Below are 20597 nucleotides of genomic sequence, written 5' to 3'. Positions count from 1 at the left end.
TAATTGTTTAATTATTAATCAAAAAGTCTGTTGTTCCAGCAACGGACTTTTATTTTAAAACAAATTTAATCTATATGTTTCATTTTCCCAAAAATTAACTTCTATTTAACATTTTTTAATTGAATCATATTTTTTTATTACACAGATACTTTAACCTAAAGTGTTCTTTCAGGGATTGGTTTTACTAATTTTTAAACTTAATATAGTCGAATGAAAATAGCGCCTATTTTTTTACACAACAAAGTCTCGTTTCGTTCTAAAATAAGCGCATAAAAAAAGGTTGTGTACTCCGCGTAACACAACCTTTTTAGCTATAGTTTTTCTATGTAATTTATTGGGTAACGGGTTTAAACACACGTATCCAATCTACTTTTAAGGTATGGTCTTCGGGTCTGTTTTTAATGTCTTCATCGGTTGGCATTCTGCCTTTTTCGGCATTCCAGTTTTGTACTTCAGCATTAATAATAATATCCATTTCTTTGTTTAAACCAGTTCTATCGGCAGCATTTCCGGTAGGCGAAGTGTAATTAAGTGGATCTATACCATCTTTACCACCAACGGTATCTAAATTATCCATAACCTTAATAAGGTTACCATTAATATAGTACTCAAGGTATGTTGGCGATTTCCAGTAAATACCAATTCTAACCCAATCACTAGAGGTGTATGGGTAACCATCAATTTTTTGCCACGTGCTAGCGTCCTTAGGTTGGTAATCTTGAAACGGTTGTCTTATAAATACGTGGTGGCTTATATGAAAACGCTCAGAAAACCAAGTTTGCTCATTGCGGCTATCTTGTGCGCCGTAGGCTTCTAAAATGTCAATTTCTTGTGTGTCATCAGGACTTAGCATCCAAATATCTGAAGCAAAAAAGGCGTTGGCAACTTTTACGCGTGCCTCAACAAATACAGGATATTTAACGCGTTTTGTAGAGGTTATACAACCTAAGCGCGTAGCTTTATCGGTTCTGTTACCGTTAGAGGCACTGTAGGTTTTGGTTTCACCTTCAACACGTGTTGTAAGTAAGCGTAAATTTCCGCCAGAAACGGTAACGTTTTCATGTTTCCATATGGTTGGCCCTGGACCATTCCAAGCATTATGGTAAAAATTGGTCCATTTATCATTTCCAAATGTAGTTAATGATGTGTTGCCAGCATATTCATATTCAAAATCATCCGAAAGATCTTCTTGAAATTGCCACACCATGCCATTGCCAGCATTGGCAGGTACTTCAATATCTGCATAGGTTTGGTTGGTTGTTTCCTCTTCAGTTTCTTCGGGTGCTTCGGGGTTTGGTTTTGGGGTTTCCTCTTGTGGTTGTTCATTTACAGTTTCATCATTACTGCTAGAGCAACTGCAAGCTATAAAAATACCCATAGAAAATATAGCAATAAGTAGTTTAGTGGTTTTTTTCATTTTTAAATTTTTATTAAATGTTTGCCTGTAAAATTACGTGCAAACACAAAGTTTTTATTAAAAATGAACTTGACATAACCTAAACACCCCTTTGTTTTTTTAGGTGCTTAACGCTAATAATTGTTTTTTTGCTAATCTATATACGTTTTGTTAACCAGTTTTTAAACTCGTAAAAATTTTGAGGTGCTACACCATGGCCCACAGGAAATTCAGAATATTTGTATTTTATATTTAAACTTTGAAAAAATACTGGGGTTTGTCTTGCCCAATCAACAGGAATAACTTGGTCTACGCTACCGTGTGAGCAATAAAAATCTAAATTAGAATAATCTTTTTCTTGTAAATTTTCTGGTAAAATGTCATGATATATGTAACCGCTAAGGCCAACTATATTTTTAATTTTTTCAGGATAATTTAAAGCCACAGCACAACTTAAAATACAGCCTTGACTAAAACCTAAAAGTGTTACATTGTCTTTGTTAACAGGGTAATGTGCTACAGCCTCATCAATAAAATTTGCAATTACGTCTCTAGAAGCTTCGGCTTGTTGTTGGTCGTTCCATTTGCCTTTTTCAGCATCAAAATTAATGGCATACCATGCATTACCAAAAGGTTGCATAGGGTAGGGCGCTCTTACTGAAATTATAAAAAGTTCTTCGGGTAATTCTGAAGCGAACGAAAATAAATCGTTTTCATCACTACCATAACCATGAAGCATGATTAATAAAGGTGCGTTTTCTTTTAAACTTGATGGTTTTGTAATATGATGAAGTGAAAGCGATTGACTCATGGTTTATTTTGCGAAATTTGAAAATATTTTTTGGTATAATTTGCCAACAAGTGGTACTTCGGTTGCTTTTTCAGAAATGGCCATAGAAAAACCATAAATGAAAAGTACTGCAAAAAACAAGTAAAAGCCCATGGTTACCAACCAACTATCAAAACTACCAATTACGTAACCAAGTGCCCAAAACGTAAGCCATAGCCCTAAAGATTGCCTTATATGAAAGCCAGCAAAGTTGCTTTTTTTATGAGGTTCGTTATTTAAAAAATAGGCTATTATAACGCCAAATATGGTTATATAGCTTATTATGGCGTTTTTTTTACCGCGCTCTATATCTTGTGGTGTCATGGTTAATATTATTGGTTTATTGCAAGGGTATTATTAGCAATTATGCCATAAACTGTCCCTTTTAAAGTAGCATTTAAAAACATACTGTTTTTAGATGTTGATATTATGTTATTATTGCTAAAAGTATATTTACCTTCCGGATTAAAAAGTGTTAGGTTAGCGTGCGCTCCAATATTTATAGCTGTTGATGTTGCTCCAAAACGTTGTTTCCCCTTGGTTAAAATATCAACTGTTTTTTGGGTATTGAAAATAGTTTGTAAGGCACCAAAAGCAGTTTCTAAACCAATGGAGCCGTAAGCAGCATGATCAAATTCTACTTTTTTCTCTTCAATATCAATGGGCATGTGATCTGTGGTTACCATATCAATGGTGCCATCATTTAAGCCTTCAATAAGCGCATCAATATCAGTTTTTGTGCGTAATGGCGGTAAAACTTTAAAGTTAGAATCGAAACTTGTTAAAACAGCATCTGTAAAAAATAAATTATGAATGGCTACACTGCACGTTACATCAAGTTTTTTCTTTTTAGCTTCCTTAATAAGTGCCACAGATTTTGCTGATGAAATGGTGGGAATGTGCAATTTACCACCAGTATATTCTAGCAAAAATAAATCGCGAGCCACCTGCAACTCTTCAGCCAATGCAGGTATGCCTTTTAAACCTAGTTTAGTGCTGGTAATATGCTCATTAACCACACCTTTACCAACAAGGTTGTTTTCTTGCGGAAATGATTGTATCAAACCGTTAAAATTTGCAGCGTATTGTAAGGCAATTTTCATGAGGTTTGGGTTGCTAATAGGCTTTTTGTAATCATAAAATGATACAGCGCCAGCAGTGGTCATGTCATACAATTCGGCTAAATCTTCGCCTTTGCAACCAACTGTTAAAGCACCAATAGGCAATACGGTTACAGCATTATTAGCTGTTTTAGTTTTTACGTATGTAATATGAGAATTAGAATCTGAAACCGGGTTGGTATTAGCGTTTAAAGCTATAGTTGTAAAGCCTGATGCCGCTGCAACTTTAAGTCCGTTGTTAATGGTTTCACGTTCTTCAAAACCAGGTTCACCAAAAGACACACTACTATCAAACCACCCTGGAGACACATGTAAATTATCTAGCGTAATTTCAGGGTAATTGTTAGGGGTTTCAATGTTTTTGGCAATTTTTAAAATCGTGCCGTTTTCAATTAAAATATCTTGTTTTGCGTTATTAAAGTCGCTTTTAGAATCAATTATAGTGGCAGATTTTATAAGTATGTTCATTTAAAATATTTTAATATGAGCATTTCAATAATGAGTAATACTAATGCAAAAATAACAAACCATTTCCATAAGGCATTAACTTTTGCGTTACTTTTTAGTGTATTAAAAACATTGGTTATTGAATTGCTTACAGTTACATTTTTTATGTTTTCTAGGTTTTGATATCTTAAATTACTTTCGGTATTATCATAGTTATAACTTACGTTACCAACGGTAGTATTTTTATTCTTAACAGCGTAAATACCTGCAATATTGGGTGTTTCTTGTGTGTTTATTTCAACTTTATTATTAAAATATTTTTGCCTTGGTATTAGGTTGATAGTTTTATTTTCAAGCGTTAAAATATCATCTTGTTGTAGTTGAGTTTCAATTTCAAAACTATTATTTTTTCCTATGGAATAATATAATTTTGGTGCTTTAAAGCTTTGTTTTGCAATATTGTAAAAGGTTGGCACAATAACATTCCAGCTTTTAAAATTAGAGTTTTCTGTATTTAAAGCTGCTGTAAAAATAAAGGTGTTTTTATTTTGAAGTAATAACGGTTTACCATCTTCAAAACTTAAAATGGAAGCCGCGTTATTTGACGTAGTTTCAAAAAAACTTTGCACTTTTGGGTATTGAAAATTGGTAACTTTTTTTTCAAAAACACCATTATTATAAATAGGGTGTGCGTAGTTGATGGTTGTAACGCTTTTTTGCGAAGTATTTAATGTGTTGAAAGTTATATTTCTGTTGCTTAAAAAAGCGTTGTAAGTTTGTAAGTTGCTTGTTTTTGAAGGGATTACAAGTACATAGCCACCTTGGGTTGTAAAATGATTTAAAGCCGAAATTAATGCGTTTGGTATGTTTTTAAGTTCGTTTAAAATAATAAGGTTTTGGGCATCAATTATATTGTATGAAAGCGCATTTGCTGCTACCGATGTTAGGTTGAATTCATCCTTTTGAAATATGCGCTTTAAATAATCATCATCTTCATCATTAATAGCTAAAACGTTTATTTTATGGTTGTTGTTAATGTTGAAAAACAAACTATTATCAAACCTTAAGTTAGCATCACTAATAGTTATGTTGCCATTAATAGTTTCAGTATTTGGTAATGAAAACGTTGTTGTGGCTTCTTGGTTAACATCAACCGATGTTTTTGCAATTAATTGAGTGTTGTTAAATACAGAAACAGGCAAGTTTTTAACGGGTTTACCACTGTTTTTAATTACAACAGTTAGTTGGGTGTTTGCTAAATTTTGCGATGCAATAAAAGCACTATCAATAGCAATATTATTGGTGTTAACAGGTTTTAACTGTACCAAATGTATGTTGGTTAATGTGTCTGTTTCTGGTGTGAAATTGGCAGTGTTTTGCTGAAAATCTGAAATTAAAACTAGATTTTTTTGCGTGTTTTTTTGGTTGCTAAATAGCGTTTTGCTTTTAAGTAAAACCGATGGTAAAGCTAGTTTATTAGCGGTGTAATCTATTTGTAAAACATCATTTTTAATGGCTTTTAATGTGGTGTTTTTAAAAATATTGTTATTAGTTAGTATAGATATATTTTCGTTTTCAGGTAGGTTGCTAACTACATCTTGTAAGGCGCGTTTTAAAAGCTCTCCTTGGTTTCCTTTGGCTTGCATACTAAAGGAGTTGTCAATATAAATAACGGTTTCTTTTGTTGTGTTAAAAGTGTTATTTTTAGTAGTAAAAGGTTGCGCAAAAGCAATAACAATAGCAGCTAAAAGTAAAAGCCTTGTGCATAATATAAGCCATTTTTTTATTTGAGAACTTTTACGTGCGTTTTGTTTTATTTCTTTTAAAAAAGCCACATTGGTAAACGCTTCTTTTTTAAACTTGCGTAATTGAAATAAGTGAACAATAATTGGAATTAGCAGTAAAAATAAGGCGTAAAGAAGTTCGGGGTGTTTAAACTGCATACTGTTTTAAGATTAATCAAAATTAAGTAAAATTTTCAACAAAAAAATATATAATCTTTAATGGGTTTTAAATTTAATTTTTCTAAATAGTTTTTAATTTCCTTTTGTGCTTCTTTGTTAGCTACTGTTACCAAACTTTGCGGATTTTCAATTTCAGCCAAAGTTTTAAATTTAAGTAATTGTTGCCCGTAAATTTCTTTACCAATTTTATTAGGGTTATCACAAATCCATTTAAAAGCAATATTATGTTTTATAAATAGTTTAGCCATAAGTTTACCTTTGGTACCAGCGCCCCAAATTACGGGTGTTTTATTGGGGTTGTAATCTATGTTTAAAAAATGATGCACTTTTAAACTTGTGAAGTGATTTTGCGCATAATGCACGTGCGTACGCGATGTTCGGGTACTGTAGTCGCGCCATAGGTGTATAACTTCATTGCAAGGTATACATGTGTAATGTTGCTTGTAAAACCTAAACGTTAAATCGTAATCTTCAGGGTATACATTGGGGTTAAAGGCACCACAAGCTATTAAATCATCTCTGTGAATCATCCAACAAGGAGATGGTATAACGCATTCTTTATAAATTTCATTATAATTATTACCCTTCAAAGTAAGTTGGTTTAGCCAGTTTTCATAACTTTTGTAACCTGCACCCACACCATTGGCATTAAAATATTTTACCAAGCCTACAGCTACATGTTTTTTGCCATAGGTTGCTAAATTATTAGCTAAAACTTCTAACTTATTGGGCGTCATTATATCATCACTATCCATACGGGTAATAAATGTGCCGCTACTATTTGCAAATGCTTGTTTTAAGGCGTCAATAATACCGTTACCGTTATTTTTGTAAAGTTTAATACGGTTATCATTTTTTGCATATTGTTCAACTACTTTGTAGCTGTTATCAGTAGAATGATCATCAATAATTAACAGCTCCCAATTGTTGTAAGTTTGATTTAAAATAGAATTTATACATTCATTTAAATAAACTTCGGTATTTTTAAAAGGTGTAAGAATACTTATAAGTGGACTTTGCATTGTGCGAATATACTATCTTTAACAAAAACTTATGATGAGAAATTGTAACATAATACTATTTTGCACGTCATTTAACAAACTTAAAAATTAACAAATAATGAATAAAAGAACTTTTGCAGCTATTTTTTCTGGTATTGTTTTGGCTAGTTGTAGCTCTACAAAAAACAGCAATAATGATTTGGCTGTGAGCAACCCCATTGAAACTACCATTGATCTATCGGCCGTAACTAATGATAAAGCTCCGGTAACCATAAACCCAGGCAGGTTTACTATTGAAACCGTAACTTACAGATTGCCAAAAGTTGTACAAGGAACCTATTCTGTTAGTGATTTTGGTAAATATATAGATGATTTTAAAGCCATTAATTATAAAGGTGAAGCTATGCCCGTTACAAAGTTAGATGATAACTCATGGAGCATTGCACAAGCTAAAGATTTAGATAAAATTACCTATTGGGTAAATGACACTTATGATGAAGAAGACGAAGGTGGTATAGGTAAAGATGTACCGTTTTCGCCATCGGGTACTAATATTGAACCCAATAATTATGTATTAAACTTACACGGTTTTATAGGCTATTTTGATTCATTAAAAAACAACCAATATAAAGTTGATGTTACTGCACCGGCAAGTTTTATTAGAACATCGGCATTACAAACTGTAAACACTACCAAAAGTGCTAATGGCGAAATGTTAACTACAAGTTACTTTGCACCACGTTATTTTGATATAACTGATAACCCAATGATGTATGGTAATTTAGATGTTGAAGAGTTTCAAGTGGGCGATATAAAAATTGTATTAAGTGTATACTCGCCAAACAAAGTACATTCTGCAAAATCTTTAAAAGAAACTATTTATAAAATGATGCAAGCCCAAAAAACATATATGGGTGATATTAACGCTACACCGCGCTATGATATTTATTTATACCTATCAGAAGAAAAAGAAAACTCACCAAAAGGCTTTGGGGCTTTAGAGCACCATACATCAACAGTAGTAGTTATGCCCGAAAGTATGAGTGATGAAGCTTTAGCCGAAGGTATGATAGATGTGGTGTCACATGAATTTTTTCATATTGTAACACCACTAAGTGTACACTCTGAAGATGTGCATTATTTTGATTATAACAACCCAACGTTTTCAAAACATTTATGGATGTATGAAGGTGTTACAGAGTATTTTGCAACCTTGTTTCAGGTGAATCAAGATTTGGTAAATGAAGATGAATTTTACAACAAAATAATGGGTAAAATACAATCGGCCGCTTTAATGGATGATAGTATGAGCTTTACCATTATGAGTGAAAACGTTTTGAAAGATGAATACAAAGACCAATATGTAAACGTGTACCAAAAAGGTGCTTTAATAGGTATGTGTATTGATATTTTAATGCGAGAAGAAAGTAATGGTAATCGTGGTATTTTATCATTAATGAAAGAATTATCTAATAAATACGGAAAAAATAAACCGTTTGAAGATGATAAATTAATTGATGAAATTGTAGCAATGACGTACCCGTCTTTAGCCGATTTTTTTAACACACATGTTATTGGAGATACACCTATTAATTACAATACATTTTTTAATAAAGTAGGATTAGAAATTGGCGAAGGTAGAGTAAAAACCAATTATATTTTAATGGAAGGTATGCCTATTGTTGGTGGCGATGGGCAAAAAGGTATCATTTACTTTTCTGATATGGTAGCTAAAAATAGCTTTTGGACAGAGCAAGGAGCTTTACCAAATGATGTTATAAAAACTATTAACGGTACCAATTTAACATTACAAAATGCTAATACTGTTTTACAAGAAGTATTTTTATGGGAAGAAGGGCAAGATATTGAAGTGGTTTTGGTAAGAGATGGTAAAGAAATTACAATAAAAACTAAAACAACCCAACCTTATACTACTGGCAAAAAAATAGTAGAATTAGGTAATGTAACCAACGCCCAAAAAGCGTTACGTAAAGCTTGGTTAAAAGGGTAAAACTATAAATTTTAAGCATAAAAAAAGAGGCTATCTTACTTTTAAGATAGCCTCTTTTTTATGTTATGTAATATACATGTAATTAATATTTAGCAGATTTACCGTTGCTTAATGAGTTTTTAATAAATGTTCTAATATCATCATTAGCTTTTATTAAATCAGCATGCCTCAAGTACATCATGTGGCCACTACGGTAGCCTTTAAATGTAAAACGATCTTTCATTTTTCCACTAGGGTCAATTTGCCACATGGTATATTTTGCACCAAAATAGGTTGTTGCTCCATCATAGTATCCAGATTGAATAAGTACTTTTAAATACGGGTTTTGTGCCATAGCTTGCCTTAAACCTTCACGTACGTTGTTGTTATTTCTATCCCAAGGGTGCACATCACCAAACATGTTGTATTTAATATCGGTTTTAAAGTTTAAATGCTCTCTAATGTAATAGTTAATAGCAGGTGTAAAAGAGTGTAGCCATGAGGTTAATTCGGCATTATAATCGGGTTTATCACCAGCTTCAGTTTTATCAATACCCAAGTACCTAGAATCTAATCTGCCAATAGTGTAACCTGTTTTATCACGAAGTAATTCTTTCCAAAAAAATGATGTAGGCACTTCTAAATTATGCTGAAGAATAACTTTTTCACTTAACCCTGATAAATGTGCCATTTTTGTAGCAACTTCTTGTTTTTCGGTTTCAGAAATAAAACCACCTTTAGCAATGGCAGGCATTAGTTTATTAATGGCAAAATCTTCAGATTCAGGTAAAATATCAAGTAAATCTTGCTGCTGTAAATTGTTATCTAACGCTTTTTGATACCAAGCGGCAGCTGTAAAATATGGTAGGTTTAATGCCGAATAAACGGGTTGCGATGTGTTGTACAATTTATAATCTGCTGGAGATACCATTATTACACCGTTTAAATACATCCATTGTTTTGCCTGCAATTCTTTAGCAAGCCCCATAACACGGGTGCCTCCGTAACTTTCGCCAATAATGTATTTTGGAGATTTCCAGCGGTTTTTTCTAGTAACAAACGTATGCATCCAATCGGCTAAATAAGCTACATCGGCATTTATGCCAAAAAACGTATCGCGCTTAGGTAACTTTCCATCTTTGTTAGGAATCATTCTAGAATAGCCTGTATTTACCGGGTTTACGTAAACAATATCAGCAATATCTAAAATAGAATTGGGGTTATCTTTAACACCATAAGGTTGTATTGGATAACCTTCGTCATCAATTTTTAAAACTTTAGGACCTGTGTATGCAATGTGCATCCATACAGATGCTGAACCAGGACCGCCGTTAAATGAAAATAGTAGAGGTCTTTCTGCATTATTTTTTATGTTGTTTCGGCTGTAATAGGTGTAGTATAAAGTAGCTATAACATCGCCTTTTTTGTTCCAAACAGGCTGCATACCGGTTTCGGCAGTATATGAAAATGAAGTGCCTTTAACGGTGGTATTGTGTGTAGTAACAACCGTTGTGTCTGTTGGAATTTTAATAGATTGTGCTGTTGAAACTAATGAAATACCAAGTAAGAGTAATAAATACGTTTTTTTCATAAATATTTGTAATTTGAAATATTTTTTAAAGATAATTAAAAGAAATGTTAAAATCCTTCAAAAACTCCTAATCCAAATAAAGCAAAATCATATTTAACAGGATCTTTGCTATCAAGTTTTCTTAGGTTTGTATCTAACTCAAAAAGAGCTTTGGCATCATTTTGTTTTCGTGTTAGCAACCCTAATTTACGCGCCACATTACCCGAATGTACATCTAAAGGACATGATAATTGACTGGGAGAAAGTTGATGCCAAATACCAAAATCTACGCCAGCATGGTCATTTCTAACCATCCAGCGTAAATACATATTTATGCGTTTTGCAGCTGAGTTTTTTAACGGATCACTCACATGCTTTTGTGTTCTTTTTAAATGGTCTATTTCAAAAAAAACGGTTTTAAATTGCGAAATGGCTGTTTGTAAAGTATTGCTTTTAGCGTGTTTTGCAAATAAATTTTCAAGTCCGTTATGGTTCGTATAAATATTTTTTAGGCTTTTAATAAAGTGTATACAATCTGTACCATTGAAAGTACGATGTACAAAAGGTTCAAGTTTTTCTAAATCGGTATCTGTATGGTTTTTAACAAAATCATACGGTGCATTATCAAGTAAAAATATAAGCTTTTGGGCATTGTTTATAATGCTTTTTCGGTTGCCCCAAGCTATAGTTGCTGTTAAAAAACCTGCAATTTCAATGTCTTCTTTTTTTGAAAACAAATGCGGAATTTGAATAGGGTCACTTTCAATAAACTTGGGGTTGTTGTACAGTATTACTTTTTCGTTTAAAAAATCTTGTAGTTCTGTTTTTGTTATGTGTGTATTTAGTGTCATTATTTCACAAAAATAAATGTAATTAGCATATTAATACACCGACTTAAGTTAAAATTGAAAAACCATATTTATCATTTTTAAAGAATACATTTTACCCATAATAGTTATAGCACAGTTTTGTTGCACATCATTGTGGTTTGCTGGTAATGCTATTAGTAAAGATTTAGCATTAATTTTTAATTTAAACACCCAAGCTTTGGGGCATTTAACAACAGCAGTACAATTTGGTTTTATTATTGGTACTTTTTTATTTGCTTTATTTACTGTAGTTGATAGGTTTTCACCCTCAAAAGTATTTTTTGTTTGCGCATGTATAGCTTCGGTTTTTAATTTGTTTGTATTTATAGGCAACCATACGGTTTACAGTTTGAGTATTTTACGGTTTTTTACAGGTTTTTTTCTTGCAGGTATATATCCTGTTGGTATGAAAATAGCGGCCGATTATTATAAAGAAGGCTTAGGCAAATCATTAGGTTTTTTAGTTGGTGCTTTGGTTTTGGGCACAGCGTTTCCACATTTACTAAATTATTTAAGTATAAGTGGTTCTGTAAGTTTTGTAATTTTTACAACATCAATATTAGCAGTTTTAGGAGGTTTGTTGGTGCTTAGTTTTGTGTCAAATGGACCTTATAGAGCACCGTTACAGCGTTTTGATTTTAAAGTGGTTTTTAATGTTTTTAGTAATAAAAAGTTTAGGGTTGCAGCTTTTGGTTATTTTGGGCACATGTGGGAACTTTATGCTTTTTGGGCATTTGTACCTTTTGTTTTAAAAGCCTATAAAACACATCATGATGTTACAGGTTTTAGTATATCAATGTTATCTTTTTTAATTATAGCTATTGGAGGTTTGGCTTGTGTTATTTCTGGTAAATTATCACAAATTTACACTGCAAAAATTATAGCTACAGGTGCTTTATTGTTATCTTGCTTTTGCTGTTTGGTATCGCCACTGTTTTTTATGTATGCATCAAAAAATATATTTTTAGTGTTTATGATGTTTTGGGGTATGGTTGTAATTGCAGATTCTCCTTTGTTTTCAGCATTAGTGGCTCAAAGTACGCCTAACAGTAAAAAAGGTACCGCTTTAACTATTGTAAATTGTATTGGGTTTAGTGTAACTATATTTAGTATTCAATTATTAAATTACGCAACACATATTTTACCAGTTAAATACTTATTTTTAATGTTGGCTATTGGCCCATTATTAGCTCTTTTTGTGTTGTTAAAGCAGAAAAGAGGTTAAATACCTTTTTTTATTGAAAATTTGAAGGTGCTACCAATATTAATTGTAGACTTTACACTAATGTTACCACCTAATTTATTCACTAATTTTTTTACAGTTGATAGCCCAATACCATGGCCCTTTTGCCCAAAACGATCGGTTTCTTCAATGGTAGAAAATAATTTAAAAATTTTCTTTTGTTTTTTTGTTGGTATACCAATACCATTATCTGAAACTTCAATAACATAAAAATTAGTGTTCGTTGTGTTTAAATGAATGTTTATTATAGTTTCAGGTTTATTATTATATTTTAAACTATTGGTTATTAAATTAAGCAAAATAAGTTCAAGTGCTGCTCTATTAGTAGTTATGTCTTCATCTTTATCAGGAAGGTTTACAGAACAATTTACTTTTATATTTAGCATATCAATAACTTCTTCTAGTAATTGATTAAATGAAAACGTTTCTACATTTTTTTTACTTAAATTACTGTTTTCATAGTAGTTTAAAAGGTTATTAATGTAGTTGTTAAGTGATAATGAAGCGTTTTTAATGTTATTAATATAATCTTCGCCCTTTTGGTCTAGGCTTTTTTTGTATTTAGATTTTAAAATATCGGATGTTAAAATCATGTTTGCTAAAGGCATTTTCATATCATGGGCAACTTGTGTTGCAAAACCTTTTAGCATTTTATTTCTTTTAACTAGTTTTCTTTTAGTTTGCCTTAATTTACTGTTGCTTTTGTTTAACTCAATAAGTTTCACAACCTGTTTTGCAAGTATTTTTAAACTGTTTTTTTGTGTTGTATTTATAGAATTTGGTTTGTTATCTATAACACACAAAGTACCAAGTTTAAAGTTGTTTTCATCTATTAAACAAACGCCTGCATAAAATACAATAGCATCTTTACCATTTTTGGTGTAAGGGTGGTTTATAAAACGTAAATCTTTTGTGGTGTCTTCAATAATAAAAAAATCATCATCACTGTTTATGGCGTAATTACAGAAAGATAAATTACGGTCTGAGCTACAAATATCTAAACCTTTAGCCGATTTAAACCAAACTTTTTCTTTTTCAACAATTGAAATTAAAGCATTTGGTATGTTAGTTAAAGAACTTGCAAGTTCAGTAATGTTATTAAAATCTGTGTTGTCTTGGTTTTTTTCAAGATTGTAGCTTTTAACAGCTAAAAGCCTATCTTCTTCATTTTTTGGAATGGTATTTAGCTGCATGGCTCTATTTTAAATGTTCAACTAAAATAGTAAAAAACTAAACAAAAAAGAGGTTTTTTTAATAAATAATTTTTCCGTCTACCATAATGAGTTTTCTATCAGCCATATTTGCTAATTCTTCATTGTGGGTAACAATAACAAATGTTTGCCCAAATTCATCACGCAGTTTAAAGAATAAGTTATGTAAATTTTCAGCCGATTCACTATCTAAATTACCCGAAGGTTCATCTGCAAATATTAAATCTGGTTTGTTAATTAAAGCTCTTGCCACAGCAACACGTTGCTGCTCACCACCAGACATTTGGCTTGGTTTATGGTCATACCGGTGCTTTAAGCCTAAAAAATCTAACAATTCTTTGGCTCTAGTTTCAGCTTCTTTTTTAGGTGTTCCTTTAATAAAAGCAGGTAAACAAACGTTTTCAATAGCAGTAAATTCTGGTAATAATTGGTGAAACTGAAAAATAAAACCGATATGATTATTTCTAAATTTTGCCAAAGCTTTATCAGTGAGCTTGTTTAGGTTGGTGTTATTAATATTTAATTCAAAATCTTCTTTTTTTGAAGCATTATCTAAAGTGCCTAAAATTTGTAGTAATGTAGTTTTTCCTGCACCCGAAGCACCAACAATTGAAACTACTTCGCCTTTTTTAACATCAACATCAACACCTTTTAAAACGTGTAAATCTTTGTAAAACTTATGTATGTTTTTGGCTTTAATCATGCATTATTTTTTAAGGCCATTAAAATACTATATTACAAATTAAAGCGCAACATTAAAGTTATTCTGTTTTTTTTGATATTTAATTTTAAAACAACTATTTTACGTTTAATATTACTTTAAGAAGAAAAGATTTATAAAATGCCATACAAAAAGTTTGAAGAATACAGCATGCAGGTAACTGATGATGTAAAAGATAGATATAAAAAAATTATTGAAGATTTAGGAGAAGATACCAAACGCGATGGCCTTTTAAAAACACCAGAACGTGCTGCTAAAGCTATGCAATTTTTAACGCAAGGTTATGAGCAAGATCCTGTTGAAATTTTAACAAGTGCCATGTTTAAAGAATCATACAACGAAATGGTTATTGTTAAAGATATTGAGTTGTATTCGCTTTGCGAACACCATATTTTGCCTTTTTTTGGTAAAGTACATATAGCTTACATACCCAACGGGCATATAGTTGGCTTAAGTAAATTACCGCGTATTGTTGATGTTTTTGCAAGACGTTTGCAAGTGCAAGAGCGTTTAACTGAGCAAATTTTAGATTGTATAAATGATACTTTAAAGCCACAAGGTGTAGCCGTAGTAATTGAAGCATCGCATATGTGTATGATGATGCGTGGTGTGCAAAAACAAAATTCTACAACCACAACATCAGGTTTTAGAGGGCAGTTTGAAAAAATTGAAACACGTAACGAGTTTTTAAAATTAATAGGGAAGTAGTTACTTAGTACTTTTGGTATGTTTCTTGTAATCATTACATTAAAAAAGAAATAACAACCTATGAATAAATACAAAAAATTAGCCTTAAGTATAGTTTTTGACGCTTTAGGGTATGTATCGTTTATATTTCCGGCGTTCGATTTTATTTGGGCGCCTGCATCAGCTTATTTAATGACAAAACTTTACAAAGGAAAAGAAGGTAAAATTGCTGCAGCCATATCTTTTATAGAAGAGGCTTTTCCGTTTTTAGATGTTATACCAACCTTTACATTAATGTGGTTGTATACCTTTGTTTTAGCCCCAAATAAAAGCTTAAGTAAAAAATCTACTACTAGCATGTAAAGAATTTTAAGGTTTTATATGTTAAACTCAAGTAAATAAAGGCAACATAGTTGCAACAAAATTTTATTACACCTATATTTGCAGATTAAAAATTGTGTGTTAAATTTTTATTAATTTATCACAATTAAAAGCTGTGGAAATTATTACAAAACATAACAGAAAAATAGCGCTTTGTTTAATGGCGTTGTTCCTATCTTTAAAAGTATTAGGATTACATGTTTTGTCTCATAGTTGTGATGATGATAAAGATTTAAATTGTGTTGTTTGTGATGTAGTTATATCAGAAGGTGTAAAGCCTTTATTGGCACCACAAGAAACTAATTACACCTTTGAAATAACTGTATTTTCAATAGAGAAACAGCTACCAATAGCTTCTGTTATCAACATAATTAAAGCTATTGAAACTAACCAATTATTTTCAAGGCCTCCTCCTATAGTTTAAAAGTACTTTTTAGTGTAATTACTTAAAATAAGTTTTTTTGTAATTTATTTCATTGGTATTTATCGCTGAGTACTCACTTCAAAAAAAATAAAATAAATTTTAGTCTATTTAGTGAACACTAAAATTTATAAAAAATTGCTTAACATTTATTAGATATATACCATGTTTTATAAAACATTGGGCCTGTGGCTTTTTATTTGCTTTAATATAGCTGTATTTGGTCAAAATAATTTCCAAATTAAAGGATTTGTAGGTAATGCTACAACCTCAAAACCTATTCAAGGTGCAACAATTACAAGTAAAAGTAATTTGTATGCGCTCTCAAATGAAGCAGGTGAGTTTGTTATGTATAATGTTCCTGAAGGTACATATACCTTAACAATTTCTCATGTTGCCTATGCATCAAAAACTATTACAGTTAATGTAAATTCAAAAACAAATAAGGTTTCAATTTTACTTGATACCAAAACAACTAATCTTGATGAAATAGTTGTTAAAGGTAAAACTAAAGAAGAAATTGAACATGAAACGCCTATGGTTTCAGAGTTAGTGTCAAAAGAATTTTTATTAACAAATAGAGAAAACAGTTTAATGCAAACCCTAAGTAAAATACCTGGTGTTGGTACTGTAAACATTGGCTCAGGGCAATCTAAACCAATAATTAGAGGTTTAGGCTTTAATAGAGTAAGTGTTGTGCAAAATGGTATAAAACATGAGGCACAACAATGGGGGAATGATCATGGTTTAGAAATAGATCAATATGGCATTGAAAATATAAGCATTATTAAAGGTGCAGCATCATTACTTTATGGTTCTGATGCTATTGCTGGTGTTGTAGATATTCAACCAGCTAAAATACCTTTATTAAATTCTTTTACAGGTGAGGTGAATTTATTAGCTGAAAGTAATAACGATTTGCTAGGTGTTTCTGTAGGTTTACAAAGCCGAAAAGAAAAATGGTACTACAGAACACGTTTAACCTATAGAGATTATGCTGATTATAAGGTGCCTACAGATAAAATTAACTATGAAAGTTATGTTTTTGAATTGCATAATAATCAATTAAGAAACACAGCAGGATTTGAAGCTAATGCGGCTTTTAGTGTGGGGTATATTGGTGAAAATTTTAAAACAGAAACTTTTTTTAGTAACGTAAATGCTAAAAATGGATTTTTTGCAAATGCGCATGGTTTAGAGGTGAGAACATCAACTATTGATTATGATAGTGATGATAGAGATATAGACTTACCCTACCACAAAGTAAATCATTTTAAAATTGTAAATAATAGTACTTATTACGCTAATGCGCACACGTTTCATATTGAAGCAGGTTTTCAAAATAATCATCGAGAAGAACATTCTGAGCCAGTGCCACATGGTTTTATGCCAAAACCTGATAATAGCAAAGAACGTGTTTTTTATAAAAACACAATATCATTAAACGTACGCGATGTTTATAAGCCTAATGAAAACCATGATATAGTATTTGGTATAAATACCGAATACCAAAACAATAATATAGGTGGTTGGGGGTTTTTAATTCCTGAATACAATAGGTTTACAGCTGGTATTTTTGCTTTTGATCATTTTGATATTTATGAAAACTTGCATTTTCAGGGTGGTTTACGTTATGATTTTGGTACAGTTAAAACAAAATCTTACACAGATTGGTTTCAAACAACAGTTAATAACCCAGACGGCTCAAAATCAAATATATATTTACAACGAGCACAAAATAAAACTTTAAACTTTAATAGTGTAAGTGGTTCTGTAGGTTTAAGTTATACTGCGCCAAAAACAACGTATAAGCTAAATGTTGGTAAAAGTTTTAGAATACCTTTAGCAAATGAGTTGGCATCAGATGGTGTTAATTATCACATGTACAGATTTGAAAGAGGAAATCTAGATTTAGATCCCGAAGCATCATATCAAATTGATGCCGAAATAGATTACGTTTCAAGCAAGTTTAGTTTTGGTATTAGTCCGTTTGTAAACTTTTTTGAAAATTTTATATACTTAAACCCAACACCTAATTTTTACGAAACACTTCAAATTTATGAATATACACAAACTAAAGTATTTAGGTATGGTGGCGAATTAAATTTAAACTATAATATTTTAAAAAATCTTAACCTAAATACATCCGTTGAGTATGTATATTCTAAGCAAACTACAGGCCCAAAAAAGAATTTTACTATACCCTTTTCGCCGCCTTTGTCAGGGTTAATTTCTGCTAGTTATCAAATTAATAAAGACATATTGTTTTTTAAAAATTTACAGTTTTTTGCAGATTATCGTATAACAGCAAAGCAAAATGACATTGTACCACCCGAAGAAAAAACAAAAGGCTATCAATTATTAAATCTATCTGTGTTGAGTAATTTAAATGTATTAAATGCTCAAAAACCAGCGCAATTACGCTTTAAGGTTAACAATGTATTTAATAAAGAATATTTTAATCACACTAGTTTTTACAGGCTAATAGATGTACCAGAACCTGGTAGAAATATATCAATATCGTTAACAATACCATTTTAATCAAACAATAAATAATTTAAAACCCAAAGAAAAAATGAAAACAAATTTAAAACGCTTAGCAATTTTTGCATTTTTAGGAATTGCTTTATTCTCATGTAGTGATGATGATAGTAACCCATCAGATGCAGCTCCACAAATTTCAGATTTCGAATTTGGTGAAGGAAGCGCCCATTCAACCGAGCCTATGGCTTACATTGGTTCAGATATCCATATGGAAGCTGAAATATACGCCGAAAACAAAGTAAGCAGTGTAACCGTTGATATTCATGCGCATGATTTACCAGTTGGTGAAGGTGAAGAAGAATGGGATTACGAAATAACATATACTGATGAAAGTTTAAAAGCTATTAACGCTGAACTTCATAAACATATTGATATTCCTGCAACAGCACCAGCAGGCGAGTACCATATTACATTAACCGTAGTTGACGAGTTAGGCAACAGCACTGAAGTTGAAGGACATATTGATATTGTTCATCCAACAACTTTAAGTAACATTTCTATTGATGAAACTGTAGTACGTGGTGAAGATTTTCACTTAGAGTTTGACATAGAAGCAGTTAATGGTATACACAGCATTATGGTTGATGTCCATGCACATGGTTTAACTGTTGGTGAAGGTGAAACAGAGTGGGATGAAGAAAAAATATTTTCAGAAGGTTACCACGAAAAAACTGAAGCTGAATTTCACGAACATATTGATGTACCTACAACAGCACCAGCAGGAGAATACCATATAGAAATAGCAATTGAAGATGAAGATGGTGTTATTAAAAGATACGAAGCACACATTGATGTAACAAAACCTTAATATGAAGTTTTTAGTAAAAAATCTTTTTTTAGTAATCATTATAACAGCTTTTTTTGGTTGTTCTGATGATGAAAATGTTGATGAAACCAAGCCAACAATAAGTATTAATTATACTGAAGGGTTTCCAAAACCTTGTATTGAGTTAGTTAGAGGTGAAACCTATAATTTTAGAGCACAGGTAACTGATAACGTTGAGTTAGCTTCATATAGTTTAGATATACATCATAATTTTGATCATCATACTCATGACGACCAAGAAGCTAATTGCGATTTGTTGCCTAAAAAACAAGCAGTTAATCCTTTAATTTATTTAGAGAATTTTACTATTGAAGGCGGATTAACATCTTATGAAATTAATATTGCTGTTACTTTACCTAATGATATTGATACAGGTGATTATCATTGTGCTTACTCAGTAACTGATGTTACTGGTTGGCAAAGCCGAACATCAATTGATATTAAAATTGTTGAGTAATTAACATTAATAGAATTAAAAAAAAAGAGCTAAACATTGTTTAGCTCTTTTTTTTATATGTGTTTTAAAATAATACACTTATTTTAAAAATTTACCCAACCCCAAGCGCCTGAGCATTTTCTTTTCAAAGTTCCAAAAGAATTTGTGTTGCCCAAAAAGCCAACCAAAAAATACTAGTAAAAATTGATATACTATAAAAAGTAAAATAATACGAATAGCCCAATAGCCAAAACCACCTAACCCTTCTGGGGTTATGTTTAAGTATTTTAAAATGGGTTTACCAATATATGAAGCCGTTGAGCCTGTTACAGCAAAAACTATAAAAATTACAGCAATTTGCCAATTAGATTCTACGCCCCAACGTTCTTTTAATTTATTCACAGCACTAATTTATCTGCAAAAGTACATAACTTTTTTTCATATTAAAATTTAGCGTTTTAAAAGTATAAATATGAAGATGCTATTTCTAAATTCTAACATTAAACGGCCCAAGTTTTTGGTTATATTTTAGCTGAAAGTAAATAAAGTAATTATATAATTTGTAATTAACCTCGTATCCGTAATCAATTTGCGGATTGTAATCTATTTGAAGTTCATATAAATTAGAATTATAAATGTTTGGTTGTAAAACGCGCTGGTTCCATTCAATAACAAAAATTCTATTTCTATTTTCCATGTATTGTTGAGAATAAAAACCTTCAGGCCTTGCCATAGAGGCTAACCAAGTGGCGTAACCAGGATCTATAATTATAATTTCATATTCTAATTCTTCATTAGCAATTTTTACAGTATCGCTAACTTTTAAATTTTCAGTTTGCTCGGTAATATTTTTTTTATTTGCAGGGTGTTTGGTTGTGTTACAGTTTAAAACTATTACGCTAGTTATTAACAATACAAGTATGTAACTTAGTTTTTTCAT

20 protein-coding genes are annotated in these 20597 nt (G+C 31.4%); 8 read left to right on the top strand and 12 right to left on the bottom strand.

What is annotated here, in order from left to right; translation table 11 throughout:
* Window positions 1–331 precede the first annotated feature (331 nt).
* The 6 genes from FUA26_RS07730 to FUA26_RS07705 all read right to left on the bottom strand — a co-directional run bounded on the left by FUA26_RS07730 (window position 332) and on the right by FUA26_RS07705 (window position 6779).
* Window positions 332–1417, bottom strand: coding sequence for a LamG domain-containing protein (locus FUA26_RS07730; RefSeq protein ID WP_186826883.1), 1086 nt, complete (start codon window positions 1415–1417; stop codon window positions 332–334).
* A 136-nt stretch (window positions 1418–1553) separates the two neighbouring features.
* Window positions 1554–2207: an alpha/beta hydrolase gene (locus tag FUA26_RS07725; RefSeq protein ID WP_147133927.1), complete on the bottom strand. Its 654-nt coding sequence runs from the start codon at window positions 2205–2207 to the stop codon at window positions 1554–1556.
* Window positions 2208–2210: 3 nt separating this feature from the next.
* A complete protein-coding gene (locus FUA26_RS07720; protein ID WP_147133925.1) occupies window positions 2211–2549 on the bottom strand; it encodes a hypothetical protein in 339 nt (112 codons plus the stop codon).
* A gap of 8 nt (window positions 2550–2557) precedes the next feature.
* A complete protein-coding gene (locus FUA26_RS07715) occupies window positions 2558–3814 on the bottom strand; it encodes a dihydroorotase (RefSeq protein ID WP_147133923.1) in 1257 nt (418 codons plus the stop codon).
* Window positions 3811–5736: a BatA domain-containing protein gene (locus FUA26_RS07710; protein ID WP_147133921.1), complete on the bottom strand. Its 1926-nt coding sequence runs from the start codon at window positions 5734–5736 to the stop codon at window positions 3811–3813. The genes FUA26_RS07715 and FUA26_RS07710 overlap by 4 nt, the downstream gene beginning before the upstream one ends.
* A gap of 35 nt (window positions 5737–5771) precedes the next feature.
* Window positions 5772–6779, bottom strand: coding sequence for a glycosyltransferase family 2 protein (locus tag FUA26_RS07705; RefSeq protein WP_147133919.1), 1008 nt, complete (start codon window positions 6777–6779; stop codon window positions 5772–5774).
* Window positions 6780–6876: 97 nt separating this feature from the next.
* On the opposite strand from FUA26_RS07705, the gene FUA26_RS07700 reads away from it, so the two are divergent.
* Window positions 6877–8769 (top strand): M61 family metallopeptidase, encoded by a 1893-nt coding sequence (locus FUA26_RS07700; RefSeq protein ID WP_147133917.1) that lies wholly within the window; start codon window positions 6877–6879, stop codon window positions 8767–8769.
* A gap of 82 nt (window positions 8770–8851) precedes the next feature.
* Here the strand turns inward: FUA26_RS07700 and FUA26_RS07695 are convergent, their stop codons facing one another.
* Complete coding sequence (locus tag FUA26_RS07695; RefSeq protein ID WP_147133916.1) at window positions 8852–10339, bottom strand: S10 family peptidase; 1488 nt, start codon at window positions 10337–10339, stop codon at window positions 8852–8854.
* Between the two features lie 47 nt (window positions 10340–10386).
* The gene (locus FUA26_RS07690; protein ID WP_147134396.1) at window positions 10387–11151 is read right to left on the bottom strand and encodes a TIGR02757 family protein; all 765 of its coding nucleotides are present in this window, start codon (window positions 11149–11151) and stop codon (window positions 10387–10389) included.
* Between the two features lie 82 nt (window positions 11152–11233).
* Between FUA26_RS07690 and FUA26_RS07685 the strand changes: the two genes are divergently transcribed.
* Complete coding sequence (locus tag FUA26_RS07685) at window positions 11234–12412, top strand: MFS transporter (protein WP_317131284.1); 1179 nt, start codon at window positions 11234–11236, stop codon at window positions 12410–12412.
* Here the strand turns inward: FUA26_RS07685 and FUA26_RS07680 are convergent.
* On the bottom strand, window positions 12409–13623 hold the full coding sequence (locus tag FUA26_RS07680; RefSeq protein WP_147133914.1) for a sensor histidine kinase: 1215 nt from the start codon (window positions 13621–13623) through the stop codon (window positions 12409–12411). The two genes, FUA26_RS07685 and FUA26_RS07680, sit on opposite strands and share 4 nt — an antisense overlap.
* A 58-nt stretch (window positions 13624–13681) precedes the next feature.
* The gene (locus FUA26_RS07675) at window positions 13682–14344 is read right to left on the bottom strand and encodes an ABC transporter ATP-binding protein (RefSeq protein ID WP_147133913.1); all 663 of its coding nucleotides are present in this window, start codon (window positions 14342–14344) and stop codon (window positions 13682–13684) included.
* 138 nt (window positions 14345–14482) lie between these two features.
* On the opposite strand from FUA26_RS07675, the gene folE reads away from it, so the two are divergent.
* The 6 genes from folE (at window position 14483) to FUA26_RS07645 (ending at window position 19678) form a co-directional block, all read left to right on the top strand.
* Window positions 14483–15070, top strand: coding sequence for a GTP cyclohydrolase I FolE (gene folE, locus FUA26_RS07670; protein ID WP_147133910.1), 588 nt, complete (start codon window positions 14483–14485; stop codon window positions 15068–15070).
* Window positions 15071–15130: 60 nt separating this feature from the next.
* Window positions 15131–15412, top strand: a complete 282-nt coding sequence (locus FUA26_RS07665; RefSeq protein ID WP_147133908.1) for a hypothetical protein — start codon at window positions 15131–15133, stop codon at window positions 15410–15412.
* A 133-nt stretch (window positions 15413–15545) separates the two neighbouring features.
* Window positions 15546–15854, top strand: coding sequence for a hypothetical protein (locus FUA26_RS07660; protein ID WP_147133905.1), 309 nt, complete (start codon window positions 15546–15548; stop codon window positions 15852–15854).
* Window positions 15855–16016: 162 nt separating this feature from the next.
* Window positions 16017–18392 (top strand): TonB-dependent receptor, encoded by a 2376-nt coding sequence (locus FUA26_RS07655; protein ID WP_147133902.1) that lies wholly within the window; start codon window positions 16017–16019, stop codon window positions 18390–18392.
* A 34-nt stretch (window positions 18393–18426) separates the two neighbouring features.
* Window positions 18427–19203, top strand: a complete 777-nt coding sequence (locus tag FUA26_RS07650; RefSeq protein WP_147133899.1) for a DUF4625 domain-containing protein — start codon at window positions 18427–18429, stop codon at window positions 19201–19203.
* 1 nt (window position 19204) lies between these two features.
* Window positions 19205–19678, top strand: a complete 474-nt coding sequence (locus tag FUA26_RS07645; RefSeq protein ID WP_147133896.1) for a DUF4625 domain-containing protein — start codon at window positions 19205–19207, stop codon at window positions 19676–19678.
* Window positions 19679–19756: 78 nt separating this feature from the next.
* Here FUA26_RS07645 and FUA26_RS07640 read toward each other — a convergent pair whose 3' ends face one another.
* Complete coding sequence (locus tag FUA26_RS07640; RefSeq protein WP_147133893.1) at window positions 19757–20059, bottom strand: DUF6787 family protein; 303 nt, start codon at window positions 20057–20059, stop codon at window positions 19757–19759.
* 85 nt (window positions 20060–20144) lie between these two features.
* Window positions 20145–20597, bottom strand: coding sequence for a DUF6146 family protein (locus tag FUA26_RS07635; protein WP_147133890.1), 453 nt, complete (start codon window positions 20595–20597; stop codon window positions 20145–20147).

Source organism: Seonamhaeicola algicola, assembly GCF_007997385.1.
Classification (GTDB): Bacteria; Bacteroidota; Bacteroidia; order Flavobacteriales; family Flavobacteriaceae; genus Seonamhaeicola; species Seonamhaeicola algicola.
Note: the sequence above shows the minus strand (reverse complement) of the source record. Positions and strands in the feature narration are given on the sequence as shown.

Coding starts and splice junctions, on each gene's coding strand:
- FUA26_RS07665 (WP_147133908.1), top strand. CDS start 15,131: ATGAATAAATACAAAAAATTAGCCTTAAGTATAGTTTTTGACGCTTTA.
- FUA26_RS07700 (WP_147133917.1), top strand. CDS start 6,877: ATGAATAAAAGAACTTTTGCAGCTATTTTTTCTGGTATTGTTTTGGCT.
- FUA26_RS07715 (WP_147133923.1), bottom strand. CDS start 3,814: ATGAACATACTTATAAAATCTGCCACTATAATTGATTCTAAAAGCGAC.
- FUA26_RS07655 (WP_147133902.1), top strand. CDS start 16,017: ATGTTTTATAAAACATTGGGCCTGTGGCTTTTTATTTGCTTTAATATA.
- FUA26_RS07705 (WP_147133919.1), bottom strand. CDS start 6,779: ATGCAAAGTCCACTTATAAGTATTCTTACACCTTTTAAAAATACCGAA.
- FUA26_RS07675 (WP_147133913.1), bottom strand. CDS start 14,344: ATGATTAAAGCCAAAAACATACATAAGTTTTACAAAGATTTACACGTT.
- FUA26_RS07680 (WP_147133914.1), bottom strand. CDS start 13,623: ATGCAGCTAAATACCATTCCAAAAAATGAAGAAGATAGGCTTTTAGCT.
- FUA26_RS07650 (WP_147133899.1), top strand. CDS start 18,427: ATGAAAACAAATTTAAAACGCTTAGCAATTTTTGCATTTTTAGGAATT.
- FUA26_RS07645 (WP_147133896.1), top strand. CDS start 19,205: ATGAAGTTTTTAGTAAAAAATCTTTTTTTAGTAATCATTATAACAGCT.
- FUA26_RS07635 (WP_147133890.1), bottom strand. CDS start 20,597: ATGAAAAAACTAAGTTACATACTTGTATTGTTAATAACTAGCGTAATA.
- FUA26_RS07695 (WP_147133916.1), bottom strand. CDS start 10,339: ATGAAAAAAACGTATTTATTACTCTTACTTGGTATTTCATTAGTTTCA.
- FUA26_RS07710 (WP_147133921.1), bottom strand. CDS start 5,736: ATGCAGTTTAAACACCCCGAACTTCTTTACGCCTTATTTTTACTGCTA.
- FUA26_RS07720 (WP_147133925.1), bottom strand. CDS start 2,549: ATGACACCACAAGATATAGAGCGCGGTAAAAAAAACGCCATAATAAGC.
- folE (WP_147133910.1), top strand. CDS start 14,483: ATGCCATACAAAAAGTTTGAAGAATACAGCATGCAGGTAACTGATGAT.
- FUA26_RS07730 (WP_186826883.1), bottom strand. CDS start 1,417: ATGAAAAAAACCACTAAACTACTTATTGCTATATTTTCTATGGGTATT.
- FUA26_RS07725 (WP_147133927.1), bottom strand. CDS start 2,207: ATGAGTCAATCGCTTTCACTTCATCATATTACAAAACCATCAAGTTTA.